We start from the raw sequence: 21440 nt of genomic DNA, 5'->3' as shown, positions 1-21440 counted from the left end.
TCCAGAGTGCCCGGTTTTCGTGACCGGGCACGGGAGCGCCACCGACGAGGAGACAACGGCGCTATGCCGAAGAACAAGTCGCACAGCGGTGCCAGCAAGCGCTTCAAGATCACCGGCTCCGGCAAGGTGCTGCGCGAGCGCGCCGGCAAGCGCCACCTGCTCGAGCACAAGTCGTCCCGAGTGACGCGTCGCCTCACCGGCAACGCCGAGATGGCCCCGGGCGACGCCAAGAAGATCAAGAAGCTTCTCGGCAAGTGACCCGTCGGCGCGCGAGCGCCGTCGTACGTCAGGACCGGGACCCAATCGTTTCCGGGCCGCGTGAGTCCCACCGCGGCCCCGCTACAAGGAGTTAACAAGTGGCACGCGTCAAGCGGGCAGTCAACGCCCACAAGAAGCGCCGGGCGATCCTCGAGCAGGCCTCCGGCTACCGCGGTCAGCGTTCGCGCCTGTACCGCAAGGCCAAGGAGCAGGTCACCCACTCGCTGGTCTACAACTACAACGACCGCAAGAAGCGCAAGGGTGACTTCCGCCAGCTGTGGATCCAGCGCATCAACGCCGCTGCCCGCGCCAACGGCATCACGTACAACCGCTTCATCCAGGGTCTGAAGGCCGCGAACGTCGAGGTCGACCGCAAGATCCTGGCCGAGCTGGCCGTGAACGACGCCGGCGCGTTCGCCGCGCTCGTCGAGGTGGCCCAGAAGGCGCTGCCGTCGGACGTGAACGCGCCGAAGGCTGCGTGACGCCGCCGGCCCAGAGCCGACATGACTGAACGGACCCGTGGGCACCGCCCGCGGGTCCGTTGTGCTGACTGGTACCGAAGGTGAGTTGCATGGCCCCCGCCACCCCCGAGCTGATCTCCCCCCGTTCCGCCCGCGTCCTCGCCGCCCGGCGGCTGGCCAGACGGAACTTCCGGGGCAAGGAGCGGCTGTTCCTCGCGGAGGGGCCGCAGGCCGTGCGGGAGGCCGCCGGGCACGCGTCCACCCTCGTCGAGCTCTTCACCACGCCCGACGCCGCCGAGCGGTACGCCGACATCATCGGAGAGGCCCGCGACGCCGGGGCCCGGGTGCACCTGGCCGACGAGCAGGTGATCGCCGACATCTCGACCACCGTCACCCCGCAGGGCCTCGTCGGCGTCTGCCGGTTCCTCGACACCCCCTTCGAGGAGATCCTCGCGGCCCGGCCCCGGCTCGTCGCCGTCCTCGCGAACGTCCGGGACCCCGGGAACGCCGGCACCGTACTGCGGTGCGCGGACGCCGCCGGTGCCGAGGCCGTCGTCCTGACCGACGCCTCCGTCGACCTCTACAACCCCAAGGCCGTACGGGCCTCCGTGGGTTCGCTGTTCCACCTGCCCGTCGCCGTCGGTGTCCCCGTGGAGCAGGCGGTCGAGGGCCTGAAGGGGACCGGTGTGCGGATCCTCGCCGCCGACGGCGCCGGGGCGCACGACCTCGACGACGAGCTGGACCGGGGGACCATGGGCGGGCCGACCGCCTGGATCTTCGGCAACGAGGCCTGGGGGCTCCCGGAGGAGACCCGTGCCCTCGCGGACGCCGTGGTGCGCGTCCCGATCCACGGGAAGGCCGAGAGCCTGAACCTCGCCACCGCGGCCGCCGTATGTCTCTACGCGTCGGCCCGTGCACAGCGCGCCTCCGGAGGGTGCCGCACCGTCACCGAGAGCTAGTAGGGTGACCAGCCCGGGGGCCCACTGCGCCAGCTGAGCGGCCGTCTGAGAGGTGGGTACGGGGATGAGCGTCGGCACGAGCAGCGCACCGGGAGCACGGGACGTGCGGCAGACGCCGGTCTCCCGGCCCGGTGACCTCGCCGAGCTCGGCATCGACCCCGACCAGCTGCCCGACGGACTGGTCGTCGCCGACGAGCACGGGCACGTCGTCTGCTTCAACGCCGCCGCCGAACGCATCACCGCCGTCCCCGCCGCCGAAGCCCTCGGACAACCGCTGGAGAAGGCGCTCCCGTTGGAAGACCTGGAGGGACGGCGCTGGTGGCAGCTGACCGACCCGTACGGCGGCCTCGCCATCCGGGTCGGCCAGCCCGAGCGGAACCTGCTGCTGCCCGGCGGGCGTGAGGTGCTGGTCTCCGCGCGGTACGTGCGCGGCGAACCCACCGGACCCGTCCGCCGTGTCGTCGTCTCGCTGCGGGACACCGAGGCCCGCCGCCGCACCGAACGCAGCCACGCCGAGCTGATCGCCACCGTCGCCCACGAACTGCGCTCCCCGCTCACCTCCGTCAAGGGCTTCACCGCCACCCTCCTCGCCAAGTGGGAGCGGTTCACCGACGACCAGAAGCGGCTGATGCTGGAGACCGTCGACGCGGACGCCGACCGGGTCACCCGGCTCATCGCCGAGCTGCTGGACATCTCCCGGATCGACTCCGGGCGGCTGGAGGTGCGCCGCCAGCCCGTCGACATGGGCGCCGCCGTGGGCCGGCACGTCCAGGCCTACGTCGCCGCCGGGCTGCCCGCCGACCGCTTCCTGCTGCGCCTGGAACAGCCGCTGCCCGCGCTGTGGGCGGACCCCGACAAGATCGACCAGGTGCTGAGCAACCTGCTGGAAAACGCGGTGCGGCACGGCGAGGGAACCGTCACCATTGACATCACGCCCACGGCGTCCCCCCGCGAGGACGAGGACACCGGCACGTCGGTCACGGTGAGCGACGAGGGCGCCGGCATCCCGGAGGAGTCCATGAACCGCGTCTTCACCCGCTTCTGGCGGGGCAGCAAGCGCGGTGGCACCGGCCTCGGGCTCTACATCGTCAAGGGCATCGTCGAGGCCCACGGCGGCACCATCACGGTCGGCCGCGCTCCCGGCGGCGGCGCCGAGTTCCGATTTACGTTGCCCGTGAGCGCTCCGGCCTACCTGACCTGAGCGGCCCGCGGGCGCATTCGTCCACCCCCACCCCGTTAGACTCGGCCTTTGGCACCTTTGCGTCCCCGTTCCCGGGACGACGCGTCCCCCGAGTCGGGACGGGGACCATCCGCCAGCCAACCGGAAGCACGGGAAGAGATGTCGGCACCGAATAAGTCGTACGACCCAGTAGAGGTCGAGGCCTTGAAACCGGAAGAGATCGAGCGCATGCGGGACGAGGCGCTCGCCGCCTTCACCGCCGCGGACTCCCTCGACGCGCTCCAGGAGGCCAAGGTCGCCCACACCGGGGGCACCTCCCCGCTGGCCCTCGCCAACCGCGAGATCGGCGCCCTGCCCCCGCACGCCAAGGCCGCCGCCGGCAAGCTCGTCGGCCAGGCCCGCGGCGCCGTGAACAAGGCCCTCGCCGCCCGCCAGAGCGAGCTGGAGGCAGAGCGGGACCAGCGCGTGCTGGTCGAGGAGGCGGTGGATGTCACGCTGCCGTACGACCGCGTGCCGGCCGGCGCCCGCCACCCGCTCACCACGCTCTCGGAGCGCATCGAGGACATCTTCGTGGCCATGGGCTACGAGGTCGCCGAGGGCCCCGAGGTCGAGGCCGAGTGGTTCACCTTCGACGCGCTCAACATCGGCCCGGACCACCCGGCCCGCACCGAGCACGACACCTTCTTCGTCGAGGGTCCCGAGGGCGGCACCGAGTCCGGCGTCGTCCTGCGCACCCACACCTCGCCCGTGCAGATCCGCTCGCTGCTCGACCGCGAGCTGCCGGTGTACGTGATCTGCCCCGGCCGCGTGTACCGCACCGACGAGCTGGACGCCACCCACACGCCCGTCTTCCACCAGGTCGAGCTGCTCGCCGTGGACGAGGGCCTGACCATGGCCGACCTCAAGGGCACCCTGGACCACATGGTCCAGTCCCTGTTCGGCGAGGGCATGAAGACCCGGCTGCGGCCGAACTTCTTCCCGTTCACCGAGCCGTCCGCCGAGATGGACATGGTGTGCTACGTCTGCCGCGGCGAGTCCGTCGGCAACCCCGACCGGCCCTGCCGCACCTGCTCCAGCGAGGGCTGGATCGAGCTGGGCGGCTGCGGCATGGTCAACCCCAAGGTGCTGACCGCCTGCGGCGTCGACCCGGAGAAGTACAGCGGGTTCGCCTTCGGGTTCGGCATCGAGCGGATGCTGATGTTCCGCCACAACGTCGAAGACATGCGAGACATGGTCGAGGGTGACGTCCGGTTCACCCGGCCGTTCGGGATGGAGATCTGATGCGCGTCCCGCTTTCCTGGCTGCGGGAGTACGTCGACCTGCCGGCGACCGAGACCGGCCGTGACGTCCAGGCCAAGCTCGTGTCCGCCGGCCTGGAGGTCGAGACGGTCGAGCACCTCGGCGCCGACCTCAAGGGCCCGCTCGTCGTGGGCCAGGTGCTGACCATCGAGGAGCTGGAGGGCTTCAAGAAGCCGATCCGCTTCTGCACGGTCGACGTCGGACAGGCCAACGGCACGGGCGAGCCGCAGGAGATCGTCTGCGGCGCCCGCAACTTCGCCGTCGGTGACAAGGTCGTCGTGGTGCTCCCCGGCGCCACCCTGCCGGGCGGCTTCTCCATCTCCGCGCGCAAGACGTACGGCAGGACCTCCCACGGCATGATCTGCTCCAGCGACGAGCTGGGCATGGGTGACGACGGCACCAAGGGCATCATCGTGCTGCCGCCGGAGACCGAGGTCGGCAAGGACGCCATCGAGCTGCTCGAACTGGTCGACGAGGTCCTGGACATCGCCGTCACCGCCAACCGCGGCGACTGCCTGTCCATCCGCGGCGTCGCCCGCGAGACCGCCATCGCCTACGGTCTGCCGCTCAGCGACCCGGCCCTGCTCGACGTGCCCGGCCCGAACGCCTTCGGCTACCCGGTCCGCATCGCCGACCCGATCGGCTGCGACCGCTTCACCGCCCGCACGGTCACCGGCCTGAGCCCCGAGACGCGCTCCCCGATCTGGCTCCGGCGCCGGTTGCAGAAGGTCGGCATGCGCCCGATCTCGCTCGCCGTCGACGTCACCAACTACGTGATGACGGAGCTGGGCCAGCCGCTGCACGCCTACGACCGCACCCTGGTCCAGGGCACCATCGGCGTCCGCCGCGCCGAGCCCGGCGAGAAGCTCACCACCCTGGACGGCGTGGTCCGCACGCTGGACGCCGCAGACCTGGTCATCGCCGACGACCGCGGCCCGATCGGTCTCGCCGGCGTGATGGGCGGCGCCAACACGGAGATCGCCGACCACGACGACGTCGAGAACGCCACGTCGGACATCGTGATCGAGGCGGCCCACTTCGACGCCGTCTCCATCGCGCGCACGGCCCGCCGGCACAGGCTGTCCTCGGAGGCGTCCCGCCGCTTCGAGCGCGGTGTCGACCCGCAGGCCGCCGCCGCGGCGGCGCAGCGCGCCGTCGACCTCCTGGTGCTGCTCGCGGGCGGCACCGCCGAGGCCGGGGTCACCGAGGTCACCGCCCCGTCCGCGCCGCACACCATCGCCCTCCCCGCCGACCACCCGGACAAGGTCGCGGGGGTCGAGTACGGCCGCGAGATCGTCGTACGCCGGTTGCAGGAGGTCGGCTGCGACGTGTACGGGCAGGACGAGCTGATCGTCACCGTGCCGTCCTGGCGGCCCGACCTGCGCGCCCCGAACGACCTGGCGGAGGAGGTCATCCGCCTCGAGGGCTACGAGAACCTGCCCTCCACGCTGCCCAGGCCCCCCGCGGGCCGCGGCCTCACCCACCGGCAGCGGCTGCACCGCCGCGTCGGCCGGGCGCTGGCCGGTGCCGGATACGTCGAGGCGCCGAACTACCCGTTCGTCAGCGAGCAGGTCTTCGACCAGCTCGGTCTCGCCGCCGACGACCCGGCCCGCCGGGTCGTCAGGCTGACCAACCCGTTGAGCGACGAGGAGCCCGCGCTGCGCACGACGCTGCTGCCGGGCCTGCTCGCCGCGCTGCGCCGCAACGACGGCCGGGGCTCGCACGACCTGGCGCTGTTCGAGACCGGCCTGGTCTTCCTCCCGCGCGAGGAGCGGCGCGTCGCCGTCCCGCTGCCCGTGGACCGGCGCCCGACCGACGCGGAGATCGCCGAACTCGACGCCGCGCTGCCGGACCAGCCGCGCCATGTCGCCGTCGTCCTCGCGGGCGCCCGCGAGCAGGCCGGCTGGTGGGGCAGGGGCCGTCCGGCCGACTGGGCCGACACGGTCGAGGCGGCGCGCGCGGTGGCCCGCGAGGCCGGTGCGGAGCTCGTCGTGCGCGGCGGGCAGTACGGGCCCTGGCACCCCGGCCGGTGCGCCGAGCTGGTGGTCGTCGCCGACGGGGACGAGCGGGTCGTGGGGCACGCCGGTGAGCTGCACCCGCGGGTGCTGAAGGCGCTCGGACTGCCCGCGCGTACCTGCGCCATGGAGCTCGACCTGGACGCGCTGGAGCGGGTGGGCGACGCGACGGTGCGGGCGCCGGGCATCTCCGCGTTCCCCGTCGCCACGCAGGATGTCGCCCTGGTGGTCGACAGGTTCGTCCCGCACGCCGAGGTGGAGGCCGCGCTGCGTGCGGGCGCGGGCGAACTGCTGGAGGCGATCCGGCTGTTCGACGTGTACGAGAACGCCGAGCAACTGGGCGAGGGCAGGAAGTCGTTGGCGTACGCGCTGCGCTTCCGCGCACCCGACCGGACGCTGACCGTGGACGAGGCGTCGGCGGCCCGGGACGCCGCGGTCGCCCTGGCGGGCGAGCGGACGGGCGCTGTCCTGAGGGGTTAGTCACCTCACTCGATGGAGTGAGTTCCCCGGTGATGTGGTCCTCGCGGGCCAGGTGCTCGACACAATCGGACCGGCCTTTCGGGGTCGGTCCGATTGCGCTGTCGGGGCCTGATTGGGGGGCCATCGGGATGATCCGGGTCAAGGCTGGGGTGCGGCGCGGGGTGCGGCGCACCCGAACGGGCGCACGGGCACCCGTCCGCATGCCGCTGCGGCGGACCCTCGCGCTCGGACCGCCCGCGGTGTGGGGCGCCGTCGCGGTCACGTACAAGCTGGTCTGTCCGCTGACCCAGCGGCACGGCCTCGGCCCGCGCGCCGCCACCGGTGCCGTGTTCCTCGGCGTCGGCACCGGACTCGTGCTGCACGTCCGCCGGACCCTGCTGCGCGAACTGCGGCAGGCCCGGCAGGTCGCGGGCGCCGCGCAGAACGTGCTGCTGCGGCCGCCGCCCCCGCGCGTCGACGGGCCGGCCGTCGCCGCCGCCCAGTTGTCCGCCGACCGCGGTGCGAGCATCGGCGGCGACCTGTACGAGGTCGTCGCCACCGCACACGGCGTGCGGATCGTGATGCTGCCGGACGAGACACTGGTGCCGCACACGGACGGGGCGGAGGACACGCGGGACGCGCGCGGCCGGTTCTTCTCCCTGTCCGCCGCCCTGTCGGAGGCGGTCCGGGCCGGCCCCGCGGCCGAGCCCCGGGCGGTGCTGGGCGCGGTCTTCACCGCGCTCCTGCGCCACGCGGCGGGCACCCCCGCGGACGATGTCGCCCTCCTGGTACTGCGCAACGACCGGGCGCGACGGCACCCCGCGGCGGCGCGGGACGGCGACACCTGCGGCTCCGCACGCGGGACGGCGACACCTGCGGCTCCGCACGCGGGACGGCGACACCTGCGGCTCCGGCACGCGGGACGGCGACACCTGCGGCTCCGGCACGCGGGACGGCGACACCTGCGGCTCCGGCACGCGGGACGGCGACACCTGCGGCTCCGGCACGCGGGACGGCGACACCTGCGGCTCCGGCACGCGGGACGGCGACACCTGCGGCTCCGGCACGCGGGACGGCGACACCTGCGGCTCCGGCACGCGGGACGGCGACACCTGCGGCTCCGCCGCACGGGCGCGGCCGGCCGCCATGAACCCGCAGCCGACCACGCGCCGCTAGTGCCGTGGCAGGCAACGTTCGCCCCGTCGCGGCGTCCGGCACGCACTCTCGCCGCACCGGCCGAAAGCCCAAGTACATCCAGTACGAGGGCTTGCGGCCGGCACGCCGAGAGCACGCACCGGACGCCGCTCCTTGACGGGCGAACGTTGCCTGCCGCGGCACTAGCCACCGGCATGCCGGGCCGCCGCACTGTACGAGGGGGAGCCGACGGCCCGGCCGGCCTCTTGCGAGGCATTTCAGTCAACCGGCTGGAAACTCTGCGCGACAGCGCGCACACGGTACGGATTCGAGCACTCCGTTCACACCCCGTGCGAAGGCGCACCCACTACTCTGACGGCACCGAGTCACCGGGGGGCCTCCCATGCAGCCCAACACTCTGCTCGACGCGATCCTGGACGAAGCCGGGATCTCGCACGCGGGCCTCGCCGCCCATGTGAACCAGGCGGGCCGGGCCCGCGGCCTCGCCCTCCGCTACGAACACACCGCCGTGGCACGGTGGTTGAAGGGGCAGCGCCCCCGGGGCCAGGTGCCCGACCTGATCTGCGAGGTGCTCGCCGCCCGGCTGCGACGCCCCGTCACCCTCGACGACATCGGCCTCGGTGTCCCCGGCGAACCCGCCACCGCGCACGGCACCTCCCTGTCCGGCTTCGTCGAGCGGGCCACCGCCCTGTGGCGCTGTGACGAGCAGCAGCGCCCGCACGTCCTGGGCGCGCCCGCGGTCACCGGGACGCCCGCCGTGATGCCCGTGTGGGAGTGGGAGAACCCGCCCGAGGACGTCGACGTCTCGCGCGGCGGCCGGCATCAGGTCACCTCCGCGGACATCGAGATGCTTCGGGCGGCCCGCGCCCACTACGAGCAGATGTACCGCAAGGCCGGCGGCATCGCGACCCGCTCCCGGATCGTCGGCTTCCTGAACGCCGAGGCCGCCCCGCTGCTGCGCGGCAGCTACACCGACCAGACGGGCCGCCAACTGCACCGCGCCACCGGCGGGTTGGTCGCGGTGGCCGGGATCTGCGCCTACGACTCCGACGCGCACGGGCTCGCCCAGCGCTACTTCCACCAGGCCCTCCGGCTGGCGAAGGCCAGCGGGGACCGGGGGCTGGGCGCCTATGTGATCGCGCTGCTGGTCAACCAGTCGCTGTTCATGCGGGAGTACCGGCAGGCGGTGGCCTTCGCGGAGGCCGCGCTGCGGGCCGCGGGCACGCACATCACTCCCGCGCTCGCGTCCGACCTGTACGCGATGCAGGCGAAGGCGTACGCCCACCTCGGCGACGGGACCAGCGCGCTGTCCTGCATCCGTCGGGCCGAGCAGGCCGCCGAACGCATCCGGCGCGGACACGAACCCGACGAGACCGGCTATGTCCAGCCGGGACTGGTCAACGTCCAGGTGGCGGAGGCGCTGCTCAGCCTCGGCGAACTGGCTGCGGCGCGGGTGCACGCGGCGGCGGCCGTGGACAACCCCGCCCACGACCGGGGGCGGGTGCACCGGCTGGCCATGCTCAGCACGATCGAGCTGCGTCGGGGCAACGCGGACAAGGCGGTGGCCATCGCGGTGCAGATGGCCGAACAGGCCCGGGGGATGGAGTCCCAGCGGCTGCGCGACAGACTCCGGGCGGTGCGCGACCACCTGGTGCGCAGCGGCTGTGCGGGCACGACCGAGGCGGCCGAACTCATCGACGGGGCACTGCGCGTACCGCTGTAGACCGGCACACGACCACCGACACCCCTCGTTCCTGCTGCGATATTGCCACTTACTCGACGGAAGGTGGCAGAACCGTGCAGTGGACGAAGCAGGACGAACAAACTGTGTATGAAAACCGCTGGTTCACCGTCAACCTGGCAGACGTGGAGCTGCCCGACGGCCGGCACCTGGACCATTTCCTCATACGGCTGCGGCCCGTCGCCGTGGCCACGGTGGTGAACGAGAGCAACGAGGTGCTCCTGCTGTGGCGCCACCGCTTCATCACCGACAGCTGGGGGTGGGAACTGGCGGCGGGCGTCGTCGAGGACGGCGAGGACATCGCGCGCGCGGCCGCCAGGGAACTCGAGGAGGAGACCGGCTGGCGGCCGGGACCCCTGCGCCACCTGATGAGCGTGGAGCCGTCCAACGGCCTCACCGACGCCCGGCACCACATCTTCTGGGCGGACAGGGGCGAGTACATCGGGCACCCCGTGGACGACTTCGAGTCGGAGCGCCGGGAATGGGTCCCCCTCAAGCTCGTTCCCGACATGGTCGCCCGCGGTGAGGTCCCGGCCGCCAACATGGCGGCCGCGTTACTGCTGCTGCACCACCTCAGGCTCGGTCAGGACGCCCTGCCCTGAATCCCCCACCGCGTCCTGGTGTCGAGGGGCTAGTGACCCAGGGCCTGCCAGATCGTCACGACGAGCGCGCCCATGGCGGTGAGCACCGCCACCGCGGGCAGCGGCCAGCGGGCGTGCTCCAGGGCGACGATCCGGGCGGCCAGGTCGTCGAGTTCCTTGTCGGTCTCCTCGGTCCGGTGAGTGAGCAGGGCCAGCCCTCCCTCGACGCGCACATAGGCGACATCGAGGCGACGGCGTAACTCTGCGAGTTCTCCTTGGACCACGGGATGCTCGGGGTCGGCGGTCACGAGTCCGCTCCTTTCCGTAGTCGTCACATCCCTTGCGTGCGCATGAAGAGTCAACTCGCCTGGTGGGCGCGTGGGGAGAGTGTGCGACGGGCATATGCGAGCCCGGCGCGCACACGGCGTGTGAATGCGACGGGCCCGGCGCTCAACGGAGCGCCGGGCCCATGATGGTCGCACTGTGTGACCGGCACCCTGTCACGTGCACTGTGCACGCCGGCCGCGGGCGTCTCAGACGTACGTGTAGAACCCCGAGCCGGACTTGCGGCCCAGCCGGCCCGCGTCGACCATGCGCTGGAGCAGCGGGGGAGCGGCGTACAGCGGCTCCTTGTACTCCTCGTACATCGAGTACGCGACCGAGGCGACGGTGTCCAGGCCGATCAGGTCGGACAGCTTCAGCGGGCCCATCGGATGGGCGCAGCCCAGCTCCATGCCGTTGTCGATGTCCTCGCGGCTGGCGATGCCCGACTCGAACATCCGGATGGCGGAGAGGAGATACGGGATCAGCAGCGCGTTCACCACGAAACCGGAGCGGTCCTGGGCGCGGATGGCGTGCTTGCCCAGCACCTTCTCGGCGAAGGCCTGGGCCCGGCTGAGCGTGCCCTCGGAGGTGGTGAGCGCCGGGATCAGCTCGACCAGCTTCTGCACGGGGGCCGGGTTGAAGAAGTGGATGCCGACGACGTGGTCGGGCCGCGCGGTGGCGACCGCGAGCCGCACCAGCGGGATCGAGGAGGTGTTGGAGGCGAGGATGGCGTCCGGCCGGGTCACGACCTGGTCGAGCACCTGGAAGATCTCGGTCTTGACCTGCTCGTTCTCCACGACCGCCTCGATCACCAGGTCCCGGTCCGCGAACTCGCCGAGGTCGGTGGTGAAGCTCAGCCGGGCCTGCGTCGCGTCGAGCTCCTCGGCGCTGATCTTGCCGCGTTCGGCCGCCTTGGACAGGGAGTTGAACAGCCGGGTCCGGCCGATCTCCAGGGCCTCGCCCGTGGTCTCGGCCACTTTCACGTCCAGACCGGCACGGGCACACACCTCGGCGATGCCCGCTCCCATCTGGCCGCAGCCCACGACTCCGACGCGCTCGATGTCGGTCACATCGTCCCTTTCGCTGATCAACGGCTGTCGCAGGCCGCCCCCGCGGTTCGGTGCCTGCTCCGATCGTGCACGTTACCCCGAAGTAGCGATGATCGATCGTCCGGGTCGGGCATCCTGGGGCGCCAGGACGATCCGTGACCGGGCGGATCCGCGGTGTGGAGGGATGTGCCGGATGGGGCGACTGTCACGGCGGGCGTTCGCGCTGGCGGCCTTGTCGATGCTCACGCCGGCCTCGGGGGCGGCCTCCGCCCCGGGTGCGGCGGCCCCGCGGGAGCGGCGGCGGGCCGGCGGTGAGATGCGGGGCGTGTGGCTGGCGACCGTGAGCAACCGTGACTGGCCCTCGAAGCCGGGGCTGCCGGCGGACCGGCAGCGCGCCGAACTCGTCGCCCACCTGGACACGGCGGTGCGCCGACGCCTCAACACCGTGATCTTCCAGGCGCGTCCCACGGCCGACGCGCTGTGGCCCTCGCCGTACGAGCCGTGGTCGCAGTACCTCACCGGCACCCAGGGCGGGGACCCGGGCTGGGACCCGCTCGGCACGGCCGTCGAGGAGGCGCACGCGCGGGGGCTGGAACTGCACGCCTGGTTCAACCCGTACCGTGTCGCGAACCACACCGACCCCGGCAGGCTCGTCGCCTCCCACCCCGCCCGCCGGAACCCGGACTGGGTGGTGGCGTACGGCGGGAAGCTCTACTACAACCCCGGACTGCCCGAGGTCCGCGCCTTCGTGCAGGACGCGATGCTGGACGCGGTGCACCGGTACCCGGTGGACGCCGTGCACTTCGACGACTACTTCTACCCGTACCCGGTGGCGGGGCAGAGCTTCGACGACGACGCCGCCTACGAGCGTCACGGCGGCGGCTTCCCGGACCGGGCCGCCTGGCGGCGCGACAACATCGACCGGCTGGTGCGGGAGACGGCGGCCCGTGTCACATCGGTCCGCCCCGGCACCCGCTTCGGCGTCAGCCCCTTCGGGGTGTGGCGCAACGCCGGCACCGACCCGCTCGGCTCGGCCACCCGGGCGGGTGTGCAGACGTACGACGACCTGTACGCGGACACCCGGAAGTGGGTCCGGAAGGGCTGGATCGACTACCTCGTTCCGCAGCTCTACTGGAACATCGGCTTCCCCGCCGCCGACTACGCCGAGCTGCTGTCCTGGTGGGCGCGCGTGGCCCGGGACAGCAGGACCGAGCTGTACGTGGGCGAGGCGCTCTACAAGGCCGGGGACCCCGCGCAGCCCGCGGCCTGGCAGGACCCGGCCGAACTGTCCCGGCACCTCACGCTGGCCCGGGACCATCCCGAGGTGCGCGGGCATGTCCACTTCGCCGCCAAGGAGGTGGCGGCGGACCGGATCGGCGCGATGGCGCGGGTGGTCGCCGACCACTACCAGCGGCCGGCGACGCCCCCGCGCTGAGTCACCGGCGGGTTTCCCGGTGCCGGATCTCGGTGTCGGGACCCGGCGAGCACACGCCCTCGTGCCCGTCCTCGAAGCGGACGCGGTACGGGGGGTTGCCCTCCCGGCCCATGACTTCGACGATCTCGCCGACCTTGTCGTGCTGTCCGACCACCCTGCCGTGCTGGACAAGCTGGTCGCCCACGGTTGCACGCATCTGTCGGGCCTCCTCACCAAGTGCGGGAGCAGCGGTCCGTGGCCCTGAGTCTGCGGCGCAGGGGCCCGGTTGGAACCGGCGCGTGCGCGCCGCTCAGCTCCGCGCCCGCTGGGTGACGGCGATGCACACCAGCACCGCCGCGGCCGTCAGCGGGGCGGCCACCGTCAGGTGCTCGCCCAGCAGCAGCACCGACCACACCAGTGTGAGCAGCGGCTGCGCCAACTGCAACTGGCTGGCACGGGGGATGCCGATGGCCGCCATGCCGCGGTACCAGAGGATCAGGCCCAGGAACTGCGAGCCCGCCGCCACCCACAGCAGCCCGGCCACGCTCTGCGCGGTCAGCCGCACCGGCTCGTACGCCAGGGCCACCGCGGCGGCGGGCACGGCGAGCGGCAGACACAGCACCAGGGCCCAGCCGATGACCTGCCATCCCGGCATGACCCGGGCCAGCCGGCCGCCCTCGGTGTAGCCGGCCGCGCACACCAGCAGCGCGGCGCACAGGTACAGGTCGGCGGTGGACAGCGCGCCGCCGCTCTGCTGGACGGTGAAGGCGGCCACCGCGACCGCGCCCGCGAACGCCGCCGCCCAGAAGGTGCGGGAGGGGCGGGTGCCGACCCGCAGGGCGGACAGGAGCGCGGTGGTCAACGGGAGCAGGCCGACCACGACGGCGGCGTGCGCGGTGGTGGAGGTCCGCAGGGCCAGCGTGGTCAGCAGCGGGAAGCCCACGACCACTCCGGCGGCGACCACCGCGAGCCCCGGCCAGTGTCTGCGGCCGGGCGGCGGAACGCGCAGGGCCAGCAGACAGGCGCCCGCGATCAGCGCCGCGAGCACGCTGCGCACGGCGACGAGCGTCCAGGGGCCGAAGCCCTCCAGGCCCCAGGCGGTGGCGGGGAAGGTGAGGGAGAAGGCCACGACCCCCAGGCCGGCCAGCAGGGTGCCGGCGGCAGGGGGCCCGGCCGGGGCGGTGACCGCTATCCGGGTCGGTGTGATAGCGCTACTCTGTGCTCTCATGCACGAGCGTAGCAGCGTGGGTCATCTGGCGGAACGGCTCCGAAGGGAGCTGAACCGCTACTCTCCCGGTGAAAAGCTGCCATCGAGCCGAGCCCTCGTCGAGCGGTACCGGGTGAGTCCGGTGACCGTCTCACGGGCCCTCGCGCAGCTGGCCGCCGAGGGCCTGGTCGTCACCCGTCCCGGCGCCGGCGCCTTCCGCGCCCCGGCGCGCACTCCCGTCACCCCGGCCGGGGACACCTCGTGGCAGGAGGTGGCGCTGAGCGCGGACGGCGCCGCCGACCTCGTCCCGCGATCGGTGGACGCGTCCGGCGTCCTGGTCTCGCTCGCCGCGCCGCCGCCCGGTGTGATCGAGTTCAACGGCGGCTATCTGCATCCCTCACTGCAACCGGAGCGGGCGATGTCGGCGGCACTGGCCCGCGCGGGACGCCGGCCCGGCGCGTGGGGACGGCCGCCCACCGAAGGGCTGCCCGAGCTGCGGGAGTGGTTCGCGCGCACCATCGGCGGGGGCGTGACGGCCGCGGAGGTGCTGATCACCTCGGGCGGCCAGTCCGCGCTGACCACCGCCCTGCGCGCGCTCGCCCCGCCGGGGGCGCCGGTGCTCGTCGAGTCGCCGACCTACCCGGGCATGCTGGCGATCGCCCGGGCGGCGGGGCTGCGGCCCGTACCGGTGCCGGTGGACGCGGACGGCGTACGGCCGTCCCTGCTCGCCGACGCGTTCCGGGCGACCGGGGCCCGTCTCTTCGTCTGCCAGCCGCTGTTCCAGAACCCGACCGGCGCGGTGCTCGCCCCCGAGCGGCGGGGCGAGGTGCTCGGCATCGCGCGCGCGGCCGGCGCGTTCGTCGTCGAGGACGACTTCGTCCGACGGCTCGTGCACGAGGACGCCGGACCGCTGCCGCGGCCGCTCGCCGCCGACGACCCGGACGGAGTCGTCGTGCACGTCGGCTCGCTCACCAAGGCCACCTCGCCGAGCTTCCGGGTCAGCGCGCTAGCCGCGCGCGGTCCGGTGCTGGAGCGGCTGCGCGCCATCCAGGTCGTCGACACCTTCTTCGTCCCCCGGCCCTTGCAGGAGGCGGCGCTGGAACTGGTCGGCTCGCCCGCCTGGCCCCGCCATCTGCGGGCGGTCTCGGCGGAGTTGAGGTCCCGGCGCGATGTCATGACGACGGCCCTGCGGCTGCGCCTCCCCGACCTGTGTCTCCCGCACATCCCCTCGGGCGGCTACCACCTCTGGCTCCGCCTGCCCGACGGCACCGGGGGCACCTCCCGGGCCTTCGGCACCGGCGGTGAGTCCGCCCTGACGGCCGCCGCCCTGCGCGCGGGTGTCGCCATCACCCCCGGCCGCCCCTACTTCAGCGCCGAACCCCCCGCCGGCCACGTCCGCCTGAGCTTCGCGGCGGTCGCGGGCGAGGGGGAGATCACCGAGGGGGTACGCAGACTTCGGGCGGCCTGTGACGAGGTGCTGTGACGCGGGGGCGCCGTACCGCGGGCGCCCGCGGCGCGGCCGTCGGCCGGGCGCGACCGCTCGACACGGTCGCCATGGGCCTGCGAACCTCCCCGCATGACCGACACCGACACCGACACCCCGCGCCTCGCCGAGGGCTACGAGATATCCACCGACACCGACCGCGTCGACGCCGAGCGGGTGCACCGGTGGCTGTCCACCGACGCGTACTGGGCGCTCGGACGTCCGCGGGAGCGGCAGGACCGGGCGATCGACGGGTCCCTCAACTTCGGCGTGTACGCGACGGTTTCGGGGGAGCAGGTGGCCTACGCCCGGGTCGTGACCGATCGGGCCACCTTCGCGTGGCTGTGCGACGTCTACGTCGACCGGTCGGTGCGGGGCAAGGGGATCGGTACCGCGTTGGCCGGGGCGGTGCGCGACCATCTGCGGCCTTACGGGCTGCGGCGGATCCTGCTCGTCACGCACGACGCCCACGGGGTGTACCGGAAGCTCGGGTTCGTGCCGCTGGCGCGGCCGGATCAGTGGATGGCCCTGGAGCCTTAGCCGACCCGCCCGGATAAATCCCCGGTAACACCTCTTGACCTGCGGACTTCCGCGTCTCACGATCGCCGCATGCAACTACGGGTCACGTTCGTCGCCTCCGCGCGCAGCTCCCCACTGCTGGCCGAGCGCTTCGAGGACGACCGTCCGCTGGACCAGGCCGGCTGGGACGAGGTGCAGCGCGTCGCCCACGACCTGATCCCGCTCGCGGCGGCCGAGCTGCGCTACTGCTCACCGGCCCCGCGCAGCCGCGTCACCGGGGAGGCCCTCGGCTACGGGCCGCTCGTGCAGCTCGCCCTGCGCGACTGTGACATGGGGCGCTGGCGCGGACTGACCCTAGGTGAGGCGATGGCGCGTGAGCCGCAGGCGGTGGACGCCTGGCTCACCGACCCGCGGGCCACCCCGCACGGCGGCGAGTCGCTGGTGGACTTCGTCGCGCGGGTCGGGAGCTGGCTCGACACCCGGCCCGTCGAGGACGGGGGCCGGATCGTCGCCGTGGCCGAACCCTCGGTGATCCGCGCCGCCCTCGTGCACGTCCTCGGCGCGCCGCCCGCGACCTACTGGAACATCGACGTACGGCCCCTGTCGACGACCGTCGTCATGGGCCGGGCGGGCCGCTGGAACCTCCGCTTCGACGGCGGGACCGCTCAGGGCTCGCGGACGTAGTCGGTCGTCAGCACGAGGTCCTTGGCGGGGCCGCGCACGCGCCACACGGTCCGCCAGTGGTCCCGGTCGTGGACGGTGAACTCGCCCCGGTAGAGGTCGGCCGAGCAGGGATGGTCGGCGACGTGGTGCCCGCCGGCCAGGTCGAGGCCGTGGAAGGGACGGCCGTCGGCGAACCGCACGTCCGTCCTGCTGGGCCGGTCGCCGCGGAGGAAGAGCAGGGTCCGCTCGGCGGGGCGGGGGACGCCCTGCCAGACGAACGTGCCGGCCTCGCGGTGGCGCAGCCCGCCGTCGGCCGGCGGGCCGACACCCGGCGTGCGGTGCGGCGACCCGCCGTCCTCCAGCGGGTCGAAGCGGGCCTCGTGGTGGCGCAGCCCGCCGTCGGCCGGCGGGCCGACGCCTGACGCGCGGCGGGGCGATCCGCCGTCCTCCAGCGGGTCGAAGCGGGCCTCGTGGTGGCGCAGCCCGCCGTCGGCCGGCGGGCCGACACCCGGCGTGCGGTGCGGCGACCCGCCGTCCTCCAGCGGGTCGAAGCGGGCCTCGTGGTGGCGCAGCCCGCCGTCGGCCGGCGGGCCGACACCCGGCGTGCGGTGCGGCGATCCGCCGTCCTCCGACGGGTCGGAGTGGGACTCGTGGCGCGGTGATCCGCCGTCCTCGAGCGGGCCGAAAGTCGTCGTGCCGGTGAAGTGGCCCTCGTCGCCGCTCGCCAGGTCCCGCACCGACCTCCGCACCCGCCAGCTCCCAGCCAGGTACGCCAGTACGTCCGGTACTGGCCAGAACTCGCCCATCCCGCTGCGCTCCCCGTCCCGTCCGTCCCTGCGCGACCCATTGACGCGCCCCTGCCCCCTCCCTATCTTGCCGTTCGAAGTTCTGATCATCGTCTGATATTTCGAACAGTCGCACCTCGCCCCCTTTCGAGCCGCGGAGTATCCATGTCACGCACCCGCACCCGCTGGAGACTCGGTCTCACGGCCACCGCCTTCCTGGTGGCGGCCGGCCTCGTCCCGGCACCCGCGCACGCCGAGGACGTCACCGACTACGCGATCACCGTCGATCCCACCGCCCAGGGCGCGAAGATCGACGACACGATGTACGGCGTCTTCTTCGAGGACATCAACCGGGCCGCGGACGGCGGTCTGTACGCCGAGCTGGTGCAGAACCGGTCCTTCGAGTACTCCACCGCCGACAACGCCTCGTACACGCCCCTCACCTCCTGGTCGGTCGAGGGCACCGCGCACGCCCTGAACGACGAGGGCCGGCTCAACGACCGCAACCGCACCTACCTGTCCGTCACCGCCGGTTCGGCCGTGACCAACGCCGGTTACAACACCGGCGTGCACGTGGCCGAGGGCAGGAAGTACGACTTCTCGGTGTGGGCCCGCGCCACCGGCGGCACCACCCTCACGGTCGGCCTCCAGGACGCCGACGGCACCCTGGCCACCGCCCGCCGGGTGGCCGTGCGCAAGAGCGGCTGGGCCAAGTACACCGCCACCCTCACCGCGACCCGCACCAGTTCCACCGGCCGCCTCACCGTCGCCTCCTCGGCCGACGCGGCGCTGGACATGGTGTCCCTCTTCCCGCGCGACACCTACAAGCACCAGCCGAACGGCCTGCGCAAGGACCTCGCCGAGAAGGTCGCCGCGCTCCGGCCGGGCTTCCTGCGCTTCCCCGGCGGCTGCCTGGTCAACACCGGCTCCATGGAGGACTACAGCGAGGCCTCCGGGTACCAGCGCAAGCGGGCCTACCAGTGGAAGGACACCATCGGCCCGGTCGAGGAGCGTGCCACCAACGCCAACTTCTGGGGGTACAACCAGAGTTACGGGCTCGGCTACTACGAGTACTTCCGCTTCGCCGAGGACGTCGGCGCGATGCCCCTGCCCGTGGTCCCGGCCCTGGTGACCGGCTGCGGCCAGAACAAGGCCACCGACGACGAGGCGCTGCTGAAGCGGCACATCCAGGACGCCCTCGACCTCATCGAGTTCGCCAACGGACCGGCGACCTCGACCTGGGGCGGGAAGCGCGCCGCGATGGGCCACCCGAGGCCGTTCCGCCTCACCCACATCGGGGTCGGCAACGAGGAGAACCTCCCCGTCGAGTTCATGGCCCGGTTCAAGCGGTTCCGCACCGCGATCGAGGCGAAGTACCCGGACATCACCGTGGTCTCCAACTCGGGCCCGGACGACAGCGGTTCGACCTTCGACACGGCCTGGCAGCTCAACCGGGACGCGGACGTCGCCATGGTCGACGAGCACTACTACAACAGCCCGCAGTGGTTCCTCCAGAACAACGACCGCTACGACTCCTACGACCGCGGCGGCCCGAAGGTCTTCCTCGGCGAGTACGCCTCCCAGGGCAACGCCTTCAAGAACGGTCTCGCCGAGGCCGCGTTCATGACCGGCCTGGAGCGCAACGCGGACATCGTCGAGCTAGCCTCGTACGCCCCGCTGTTCGCCAACGAGGACTATGTGCAGTGGAGCCCGGACATGGTGTGGTTCAACAACCACGCCTCCTGGAACTCCGCCAACTACGAGGTCCAGAAGCTGTTCATGACCAACGTCGGCGACCGGGTGGTGCCCTCGACGGCCACCGGCACCCCGTCGCTCATGGGCCCGATCACCGGCGCCGTCGGCCTGTCGACCTGGGCGACGACGGCGGCGTACGACGACGTGCGGGTGACGGGTGCGGACGGGACGGCCCTGTTCGGCGACGACTTCAGCGGTGACGCCTCGCGGTGGACCCACACCGGGGGTGGCGCCTGGAGCGTCCAGGACGGGCAGTACGTGCAGACCGACGTGGCCGCCGAGAACACCATGGTCTCGGCCGGCGACCCGTCCTGGCACGACTACGACCTGCACGTCAAGGCCACCAAGAAGTCCGGCAAGGAGGGCTTCCTCGTCGCCTTCGGGGTCAAGGACACCGGCAACTACTACTGGTGGAACCTGGGCGGCTGGAACAACACCCAGTCCGCCGTCGAGCAGGCCGTGGACGGCGGCAAGTCGACACTGCTCTCCAAGGCCGGGTCGATCGAGACGGGCCGCGCCTACGACATCGACATCGAGGTGCGGGGCCGGCAGGTCACCCTCTACCTCGACGGCCAGGAGTGGGGCAGCTTCACCGACGACAAGCCGGCCGAGCCGTTCCGGCAGGTCGTCACGGAGGACAAGAAGACCGGTGACCTGATCGTCAAGGTCGTCAACGCGCAGTCCTCGGCCGCCCGCACGGCGATCGACCTGGGCGGCGCGAAGGTGGCGTCCACGGCGAAGGCCACCACGCTGACCGCCGCGCCGGACGCGGTGAACACGCAGACGTCCACGGCGGTGGCGCCGGTCTCCTCGACCGTCTCCGGGGTGGCGGCCCGGTTCACGTACACCTTCCCGGCGAACTCGATCACCTTCCTGCGGATCAGGCAGAGGTAGCCGGTTCCGGCGTGGGCCGCTGCCTCGGTGGCGGCGGCCCACGCCCGCGTGCGCTCATCCACGCCCATGAAGGGAGCCGGCCGTGGGTAGGGAGAGCCGGGTGGAGAGATCATGGTTCCGCCGGGGCAGATTGCATAAACGTGCAGCGAAACGTATAGTCATGCCATCACGAGGAGGATGGATTCCATGGCGGTACGTGCGGCAGTGGCCGGAGCGAGCGGATACGCGGGCGGGGAACTCCTGCGGCTGCTCCTGGCGCACCCCGAGGTCGAGATCGGTGCCCTGACCGGCAACTCCAACGCGGGTCAGCGGCTCGGCGCGCTCCAGCCGCACCTGCTGCCGCTGGCCGGCCGGGTGCTCCAGGAGACCACCGCCGACGTCCTCGCCGGACACGACGTCGTCTTCCTCGCACTGCCGCACGGGCAGTCCGCCGCCGTCGCCGAGCAGCTCGGCCCGGACGTCCTCGTCGTCGACATGGGCGCCGACTTCCGGCTCGCGGACGCGGCCGACTGGGAGACGTTCTACGGCTCCCCGCACGCCGGCACCTGGCCCTACGGCCTGCCCGAACTGCCGGGTGGCCGCGCCGCGCTGGAGGGGTCCAGGCGCGTCGCGGTGCCCGGCTGCTACCCGACCGCCGTCTCGCTCGCCCTCTTCCCGGCGTACGCCGCCCAACTCGCCGAGACGGAGGCCGTGATCGTCGCCGCGTCCGGGACGTCCGGCGCCGGCAAGGCGCCCAAGCCGCACCTGCTGGGCAGCGAGGTCATGGGCTCCATGTCGCCGTACGGCGTCGGCGGCGGCCACCGGCACACGCCCGAGATGATCCAGAACCTCAGCGCGGCGGCGGGGGAGCGGGTCAGCGTCTCCTTCACGCCGACCCTCGCGCCGATGCCCCGCGGTATCCTCGCCACCTGCACCGCCAAGGCCCGCCCCGGCGTCACCGCCCAGACCGTGCGCGCGGCCTACGAGAAGGCCTTCGCCGACGAGCCCTTCGTGCACCTGCTGCCCGAGGGGCAGTGGCCCGCCACGGCGTCCGTCCACGGTTCCAACGCCGTTCAGGTGCAGGTCGCGTACGACGCGGCCGCGGGCCGCATCATCGCGATCAGCGCCATCGACAACCTGACCAAGGGCACCGCGGGCGGTGCCGTCCAGAGCATGAACATCGCCCTCGGGCTTCCCGAGGAGCTCGGTCTTTCCACGATCGGAGTCGCACCGTGAGCGACGCGCGTGCGGCCACCGGGC

General features: G+C 72.8%; 20 protein-coding genes and 1 pseudogene. 16 read left to right on the top strand and 5 right to left on the bottom strand.

What is annotated here, in order from left to right; translation table 11 throughout:
* Positions 1-63 precede the first annotated feature (63 nt).
* From rpmI to QQS16_RS10430, 10 genes and pseudogenes are all read left to right on the top strand, one after another.
* On the top strand, positions 64-258 hold the full coding sequence (gene rpmI, locus QQS16_RS10475) for a 50S ribosomal protein L35 (protein ID WP_019065473.1): 195 nt from the start codon (positions 64-66) through the stop codon (positions 256-258).
* 98 nt (positions 259-356) lie between these two features.
* Positions 357-740 (top strand): 50S ribosomal protein L20, encoded by a 384-nt coding sequence (rplT, locus tag QQS16_RS10470; RefSeq protein ID WP_004002577.1) that lies wholly within the window; start codon positions 357-359, stop codon positions 738-740.
* A gap of 89 nt (positions 741-829) precedes the next feature.
* Entirely contained in the window at positions 830-1678 is an 849-nt protein-coding gene (locus QQS16_RS10465; RefSeq protein ID WP_286061347.1) for a TrmH family RNA methyltransferase, read from the top strand.
* 64 nt (positions 1679-1742) lie between these two features.
* Positions 1743-2879, top strand: coding sequence for a sensor histidine kinase (locus tag QQS16_RS10460; RefSeq protein ID WP_286061346.1), 1137 nt, complete (start codon positions 1743-1745; stop codon positions 2877-2879).
* A gap of 138 nt (positions 2880-3017) precedes the next feature.
* Positions 3018-4139: a phenylalanine--tRNA ligase subunit alpha gene (gene pheS / locus QQS16_RS10455; protein ID WP_286061345.1), complete on the top strand. Its 1122-nt coding sequence runs from the start codon at positions 3018-3020 to the stop codon at positions 4137-4139.
* The gene (pheT, locus tag QQS16_RS10450) at positions 4139-6652 is read left to right on the top strand and encodes a phenylalanine--tRNA ligase subunit beta (protein WP_286061344.1); all 2514 of its coding nucleotides are present in this window, start codon (positions 4139-4141) and stop codon (positions 6650-6652) included. The genes pheS and pheT overlap by 1 nt, the downstream gene beginning before the upstream one ends.
* A 128-nt stretch (positions 6653-6780) precedes the next feature.
* Positions 6781-7518, top strand: a pseudogene (locus tag QQS16_RS10445) (SpoIIE family protein phosphatase); the annotation flags it as partial.
* Entirely contained in the window at positions 7406-7807 is a 402-nt protein-coding gene (locus QQS16_RS10440) for a hypothetical protein (protein WP_286066573.1), read from the top strand. The pseudogene QQS16_RS10445 and the gene QQS16_RS10440, both read left to right, overlap by 113 nt.
* 361 nt (positions 7808-8168) lie before the next feature.
* Positions 8169-9509, top strand: a complete 1341-nt coding sequence (locus QQS16_RS10435; protein WP_286061343.1) for an NsdA family TPR-like regulatory protein — start codon at positions 8169-8171, stop codon at positions 9507-9509.
* Between the two features lie 74 nt (positions 9510-9583).
* Entirely contained in the window at positions 9584-10129 is a 546-nt protein-coding gene (locus QQS16_RS10430; RefSeq protein ID WP_286061342.1) for an NUDIX hydrolase, read from the top strand.
* A gap of 29 nt (positions 10130-10158) precedes the next feature.
* Here QQS16_RS10430 and QQS16_RS10425 read toward each other — a convergent pair whose 3' ends face one another.
* Both QQS16_RS10425 and QQS16_RS10420 read right to left on the bottom strand, forming a co-directional pair.
* Positions 10159-10416, bottom strand: a complete 258-nt coding sequence (locus QQS16_RS10425) for a hypothetical protein (RefSeq protein WP_286061341.1) — start codon at positions 10414-10416, stop codon at positions 10159-10161.
* A 225-nt stretch (positions 10417-10641) separates the two neighbouring features.
* On the bottom strand, positions 10642-11502 hold the full coding sequence (locus tag QQS16_RS10420) for a 3-hydroxybutyryl-CoA dehydrogenase (RefSeq protein ID WP_286061340.1): 861 nt from the start codon (positions 11500-11502) through the stop codon (positions 10642-10644).
* A 172-nt stretch (positions 11503-11674) separates the two neighbouring features.
* Here QQS16_RS10420 and QQS16_RS10415 point away from each other — a divergent pair, with 172 nt between their 5' ends.
* Positions 11675-12916 carry a glycoside hydrolase family 10-like protein gene (locus QQS16_RS10415; RefSeq protein ID WP_286061339.1) on the top strand — a complete coding sequence of 414 codons (1242 nt, stop codon included), beginning with the start codon at positions 11675-11677 and terminating at the stop codon, positions 12914-12916.
* A gap of 1 nt (position 12917) precedes the next feature.
* On the opposite strand, the gene QQS16_RS10410 is transcribed toward QQS16_RS10415, so the two are convergent.
* Positions 12918-13112 carry a DUF1918 domain-containing protein gene (locus QQS16_RS10410; RefSeq protein ID WP_286061338.1) on the bottom strand — a complete coding sequence of 65 codons (195 nt, stop codon included), beginning with the start codon at positions 13110-13112 and terminating at the stop codon, positions 12918-12920.
* Between the two features lie 93 nt (positions 13113-13205).
* Positions 13206-14123: a DMT family transporter gene (locus QQS16_RS10405; RefSeq protein ID WP_286061337.1), complete on the bottom strand. Its 918-nt coding sequence runs from the start codon at positions 14121-14123 to the stop codon at positions 13206-13208.
* On the opposite strand from QQS16_RS10405, the gene QQS16_RS10400 reads away from it, so the two are divergent.
* The 3 genes from QQS16_RS10400 to QQS16_RS10390 all read left to right on the top strand — a co-directional run bounded on the left by QQS16_RS10400 (position 14122) and on the right by QQS16_RS10390 (position 16788).
* On the top strand, positions 14122-15585 hold the full coding sequence (locus QQS16_RS10400) for an aminotransferase-like domain-containing protein (RefSeq protein WP_286061336.1): 1464 nt from the start codon (positions 14122-14124) through the stop codon (positions 15583-15585). The genes QQS16_RS10405 and QQS16_RS10400 overlap by 2 nt on opposite strands.
* 93 nt (positions 15586-15678) lie before the next feature.
* Positions 15679-16125 (top strand): GNAT family N-acetyltransferase, encoded by a 447-nt coding sequence (locus QQS16_RS10395; RefSeq protein WP_286061335.1) that lies wholly within the window; start codon positions 15679-15681, stop codon positions 16123-16125.
* Between the two features lie 69 nt (positions 16126-16194).
* The gene (locus tag QQS16_RS10390) at positions 16195-16788 is read left to right on the top strand and encodes a histidine phosphatase family protein (RefSeq protein ID WP_286061334.1); all 594 of its coding nucleotides are present in this window, start codon (positions 16195-16197) and stop codon (positions 16786-16788) included.
* On the opposite strand, the gene QQS16_RS10385 is transcribed toward QQS16_RS10390, so the two are convergent.
* Complete coding sequence (locus QQS16_RS10385) at positions 16770-17159, bottom strand: DUF6314 family protein (protein WP_502963897.1); 390 nt, start codon at positions 17157-17159, stop codon at positions 16770-16772. The two genes, QQS16_RS10390 and QQS16_RS10385, sit on opposite strands and share 19 nt — an antisense overlap.
* Positions 17160-17717: 558 nt before the next feature.
* Here QQS16_RS10385 and QQS16_RS10375 point away from each other — a divergent pair.
* The gene (locus QQS16_RS10375) at positions 17718-20201 is read left to right on the top strand and encodes an alpha-L-arabinofuranosidase family protein (protein ID WP_286061333.1); all 2484 of its coding nucleotides are present in this window, start codon (positions 17718-17720) and stop codon (positions 20199-20201) included.
* A 186-nt stretch (positions 20202-20387) separates the two neighbouring features.
* The gene (gene argC, locus QQS16_RS10370) at positions 20388-21416 is read left to right on the top strand and encodes an N-acetyl-gamma-glutamyl-phosphate reductase (RefSeq protein WP_286061332.1); all 1029 of its coding nucleotides are present in this window, start codon (positions 20388-20390) and stop codon (positions 21414-21416) included.
* Positions 21417-21440: the final 24 nt, after the last annotated feature.

Origin of the sequence: Streptomyces sp. ALI-76-A, from assembly GCF_030287445.1 — a bacterium.
Classification (GTDB): domain Bacteria; phylum Actinomycetota; class Actinomycetes; order Streptomycetales; family Streptomycetaceae; genus Streptomyces.
Note: the sequence above shows the minus strand (reverse complement) of the source record. Positions and strands in the feature narration are given on the sequence as shown.

Excerpts from the sequence above, each read along its gene's own strand:
- QQS16_RS10460 (WP_286061346.1), top strand. The coding sequence starts at position 1,743 with ATGAGCGTCGGCACGAGCAGCGCACCGGGAGCACGGGACGTGCGGCAG.
- rpmI (WP_019065473.1), top strand. The coding sequence starts at position 64 with ATGCCGAAGAACAAGTCGCACAGCGGTGCCAGCAAGCGCTTCAAGATC.
- QQS16_RS10465 (WP_286061347.1), top strand. The coding sequence starts at position 830 with ATGGCCCCCGCCACCCCCGAGCTGATCTCCCCCCGTTCCGCCCGCGTC.
- QQS16_RS10415 (WP_286061339.1), top strand. The coding sequence starts at position 11,675 with ATGGGGCGACTGTCACGGCGGGCGTTCGCGCTGGCGGCCTTGTCGATG.
- QQS16_RS10400 (WP_286061336.1), top strand. The coding sequence starts at position 14,122 with ATGCACGAGCGTAGCAGCGTGGGTCATCTGGCGGAACGGCTCCGAAGG.
- QQS16_RS10440 (WP_286066573.1), top strand. The coding sequence starts at position 7,406 with ATGTCGCCCTCCTGGTACTGCGCAACGACCGGGCGCGACGGCACCCCG.
- pheS (WP_286061345.1), top strand. The coding sequence starts at position 3,018 with ATGTCGGCACCGAATAAGTCGTACGACCCAGTAGAGGTCGAGGCCTTG.
- QQS16_RS10395 (WP_286061335.1), top strand. The coding sequence starts at position 15,679 with ATGACCGACACCGACACCGACACCCCGCGCCTCGCCGAGGGCTACGAG.
- QQS16_RS10405 (WP_286061337.1), bottom strand. The coding sequence starts at position 14,123 with ATGAGAGCACAGAGTAGCGCTATCACACCGACCCGGATAGCGGTCACC.
- QQS16_RS10435 (WP_286061343.1), top strand. The coding sequence starts at position 8,169 with ATGCAGCCCAACACTCTGCTCGACGCGATCCTGGACGAAGCCGGGATC.
- pheT (WP_286061344.1), top strand. The coding sequence starts at position 4,139 with ATGCGCGTCCCGCTTTCCTGGCTGCGGGAGTACGTCGACCTGCCGGCG.
- argC (WP_286061332.1), top strand. The coding sequence starts at position 20,388 with ATGGCGGTACGTGCGGCAGTGGCCGGAGCGAGCGGATACGCGGGCGGG.
- QQS16_RS10390 (WP_286061334.1), top strand. The coding sequence starts at position 16,195 with ATGCAACTACGGGTCACGTTCGTCGCCTCCGCGCGCAGCTCCCCACTG.
- QQS16_RS10410 (WP_286061338.1), bottom strand. The coding sequence starts at position 13,112 with ATGCGTGCAACCGTGGGCGACCAGCTTGTCCAGCACGGCAGGGTGGTC.
- QQS16_RS10375 (WP_286061333.1), top strand. The coding sequence starts at position 17,718 with ATGTCACGCACCCGCACCCGCTGGAGACTCGGTCTCACGGCCACCGCC.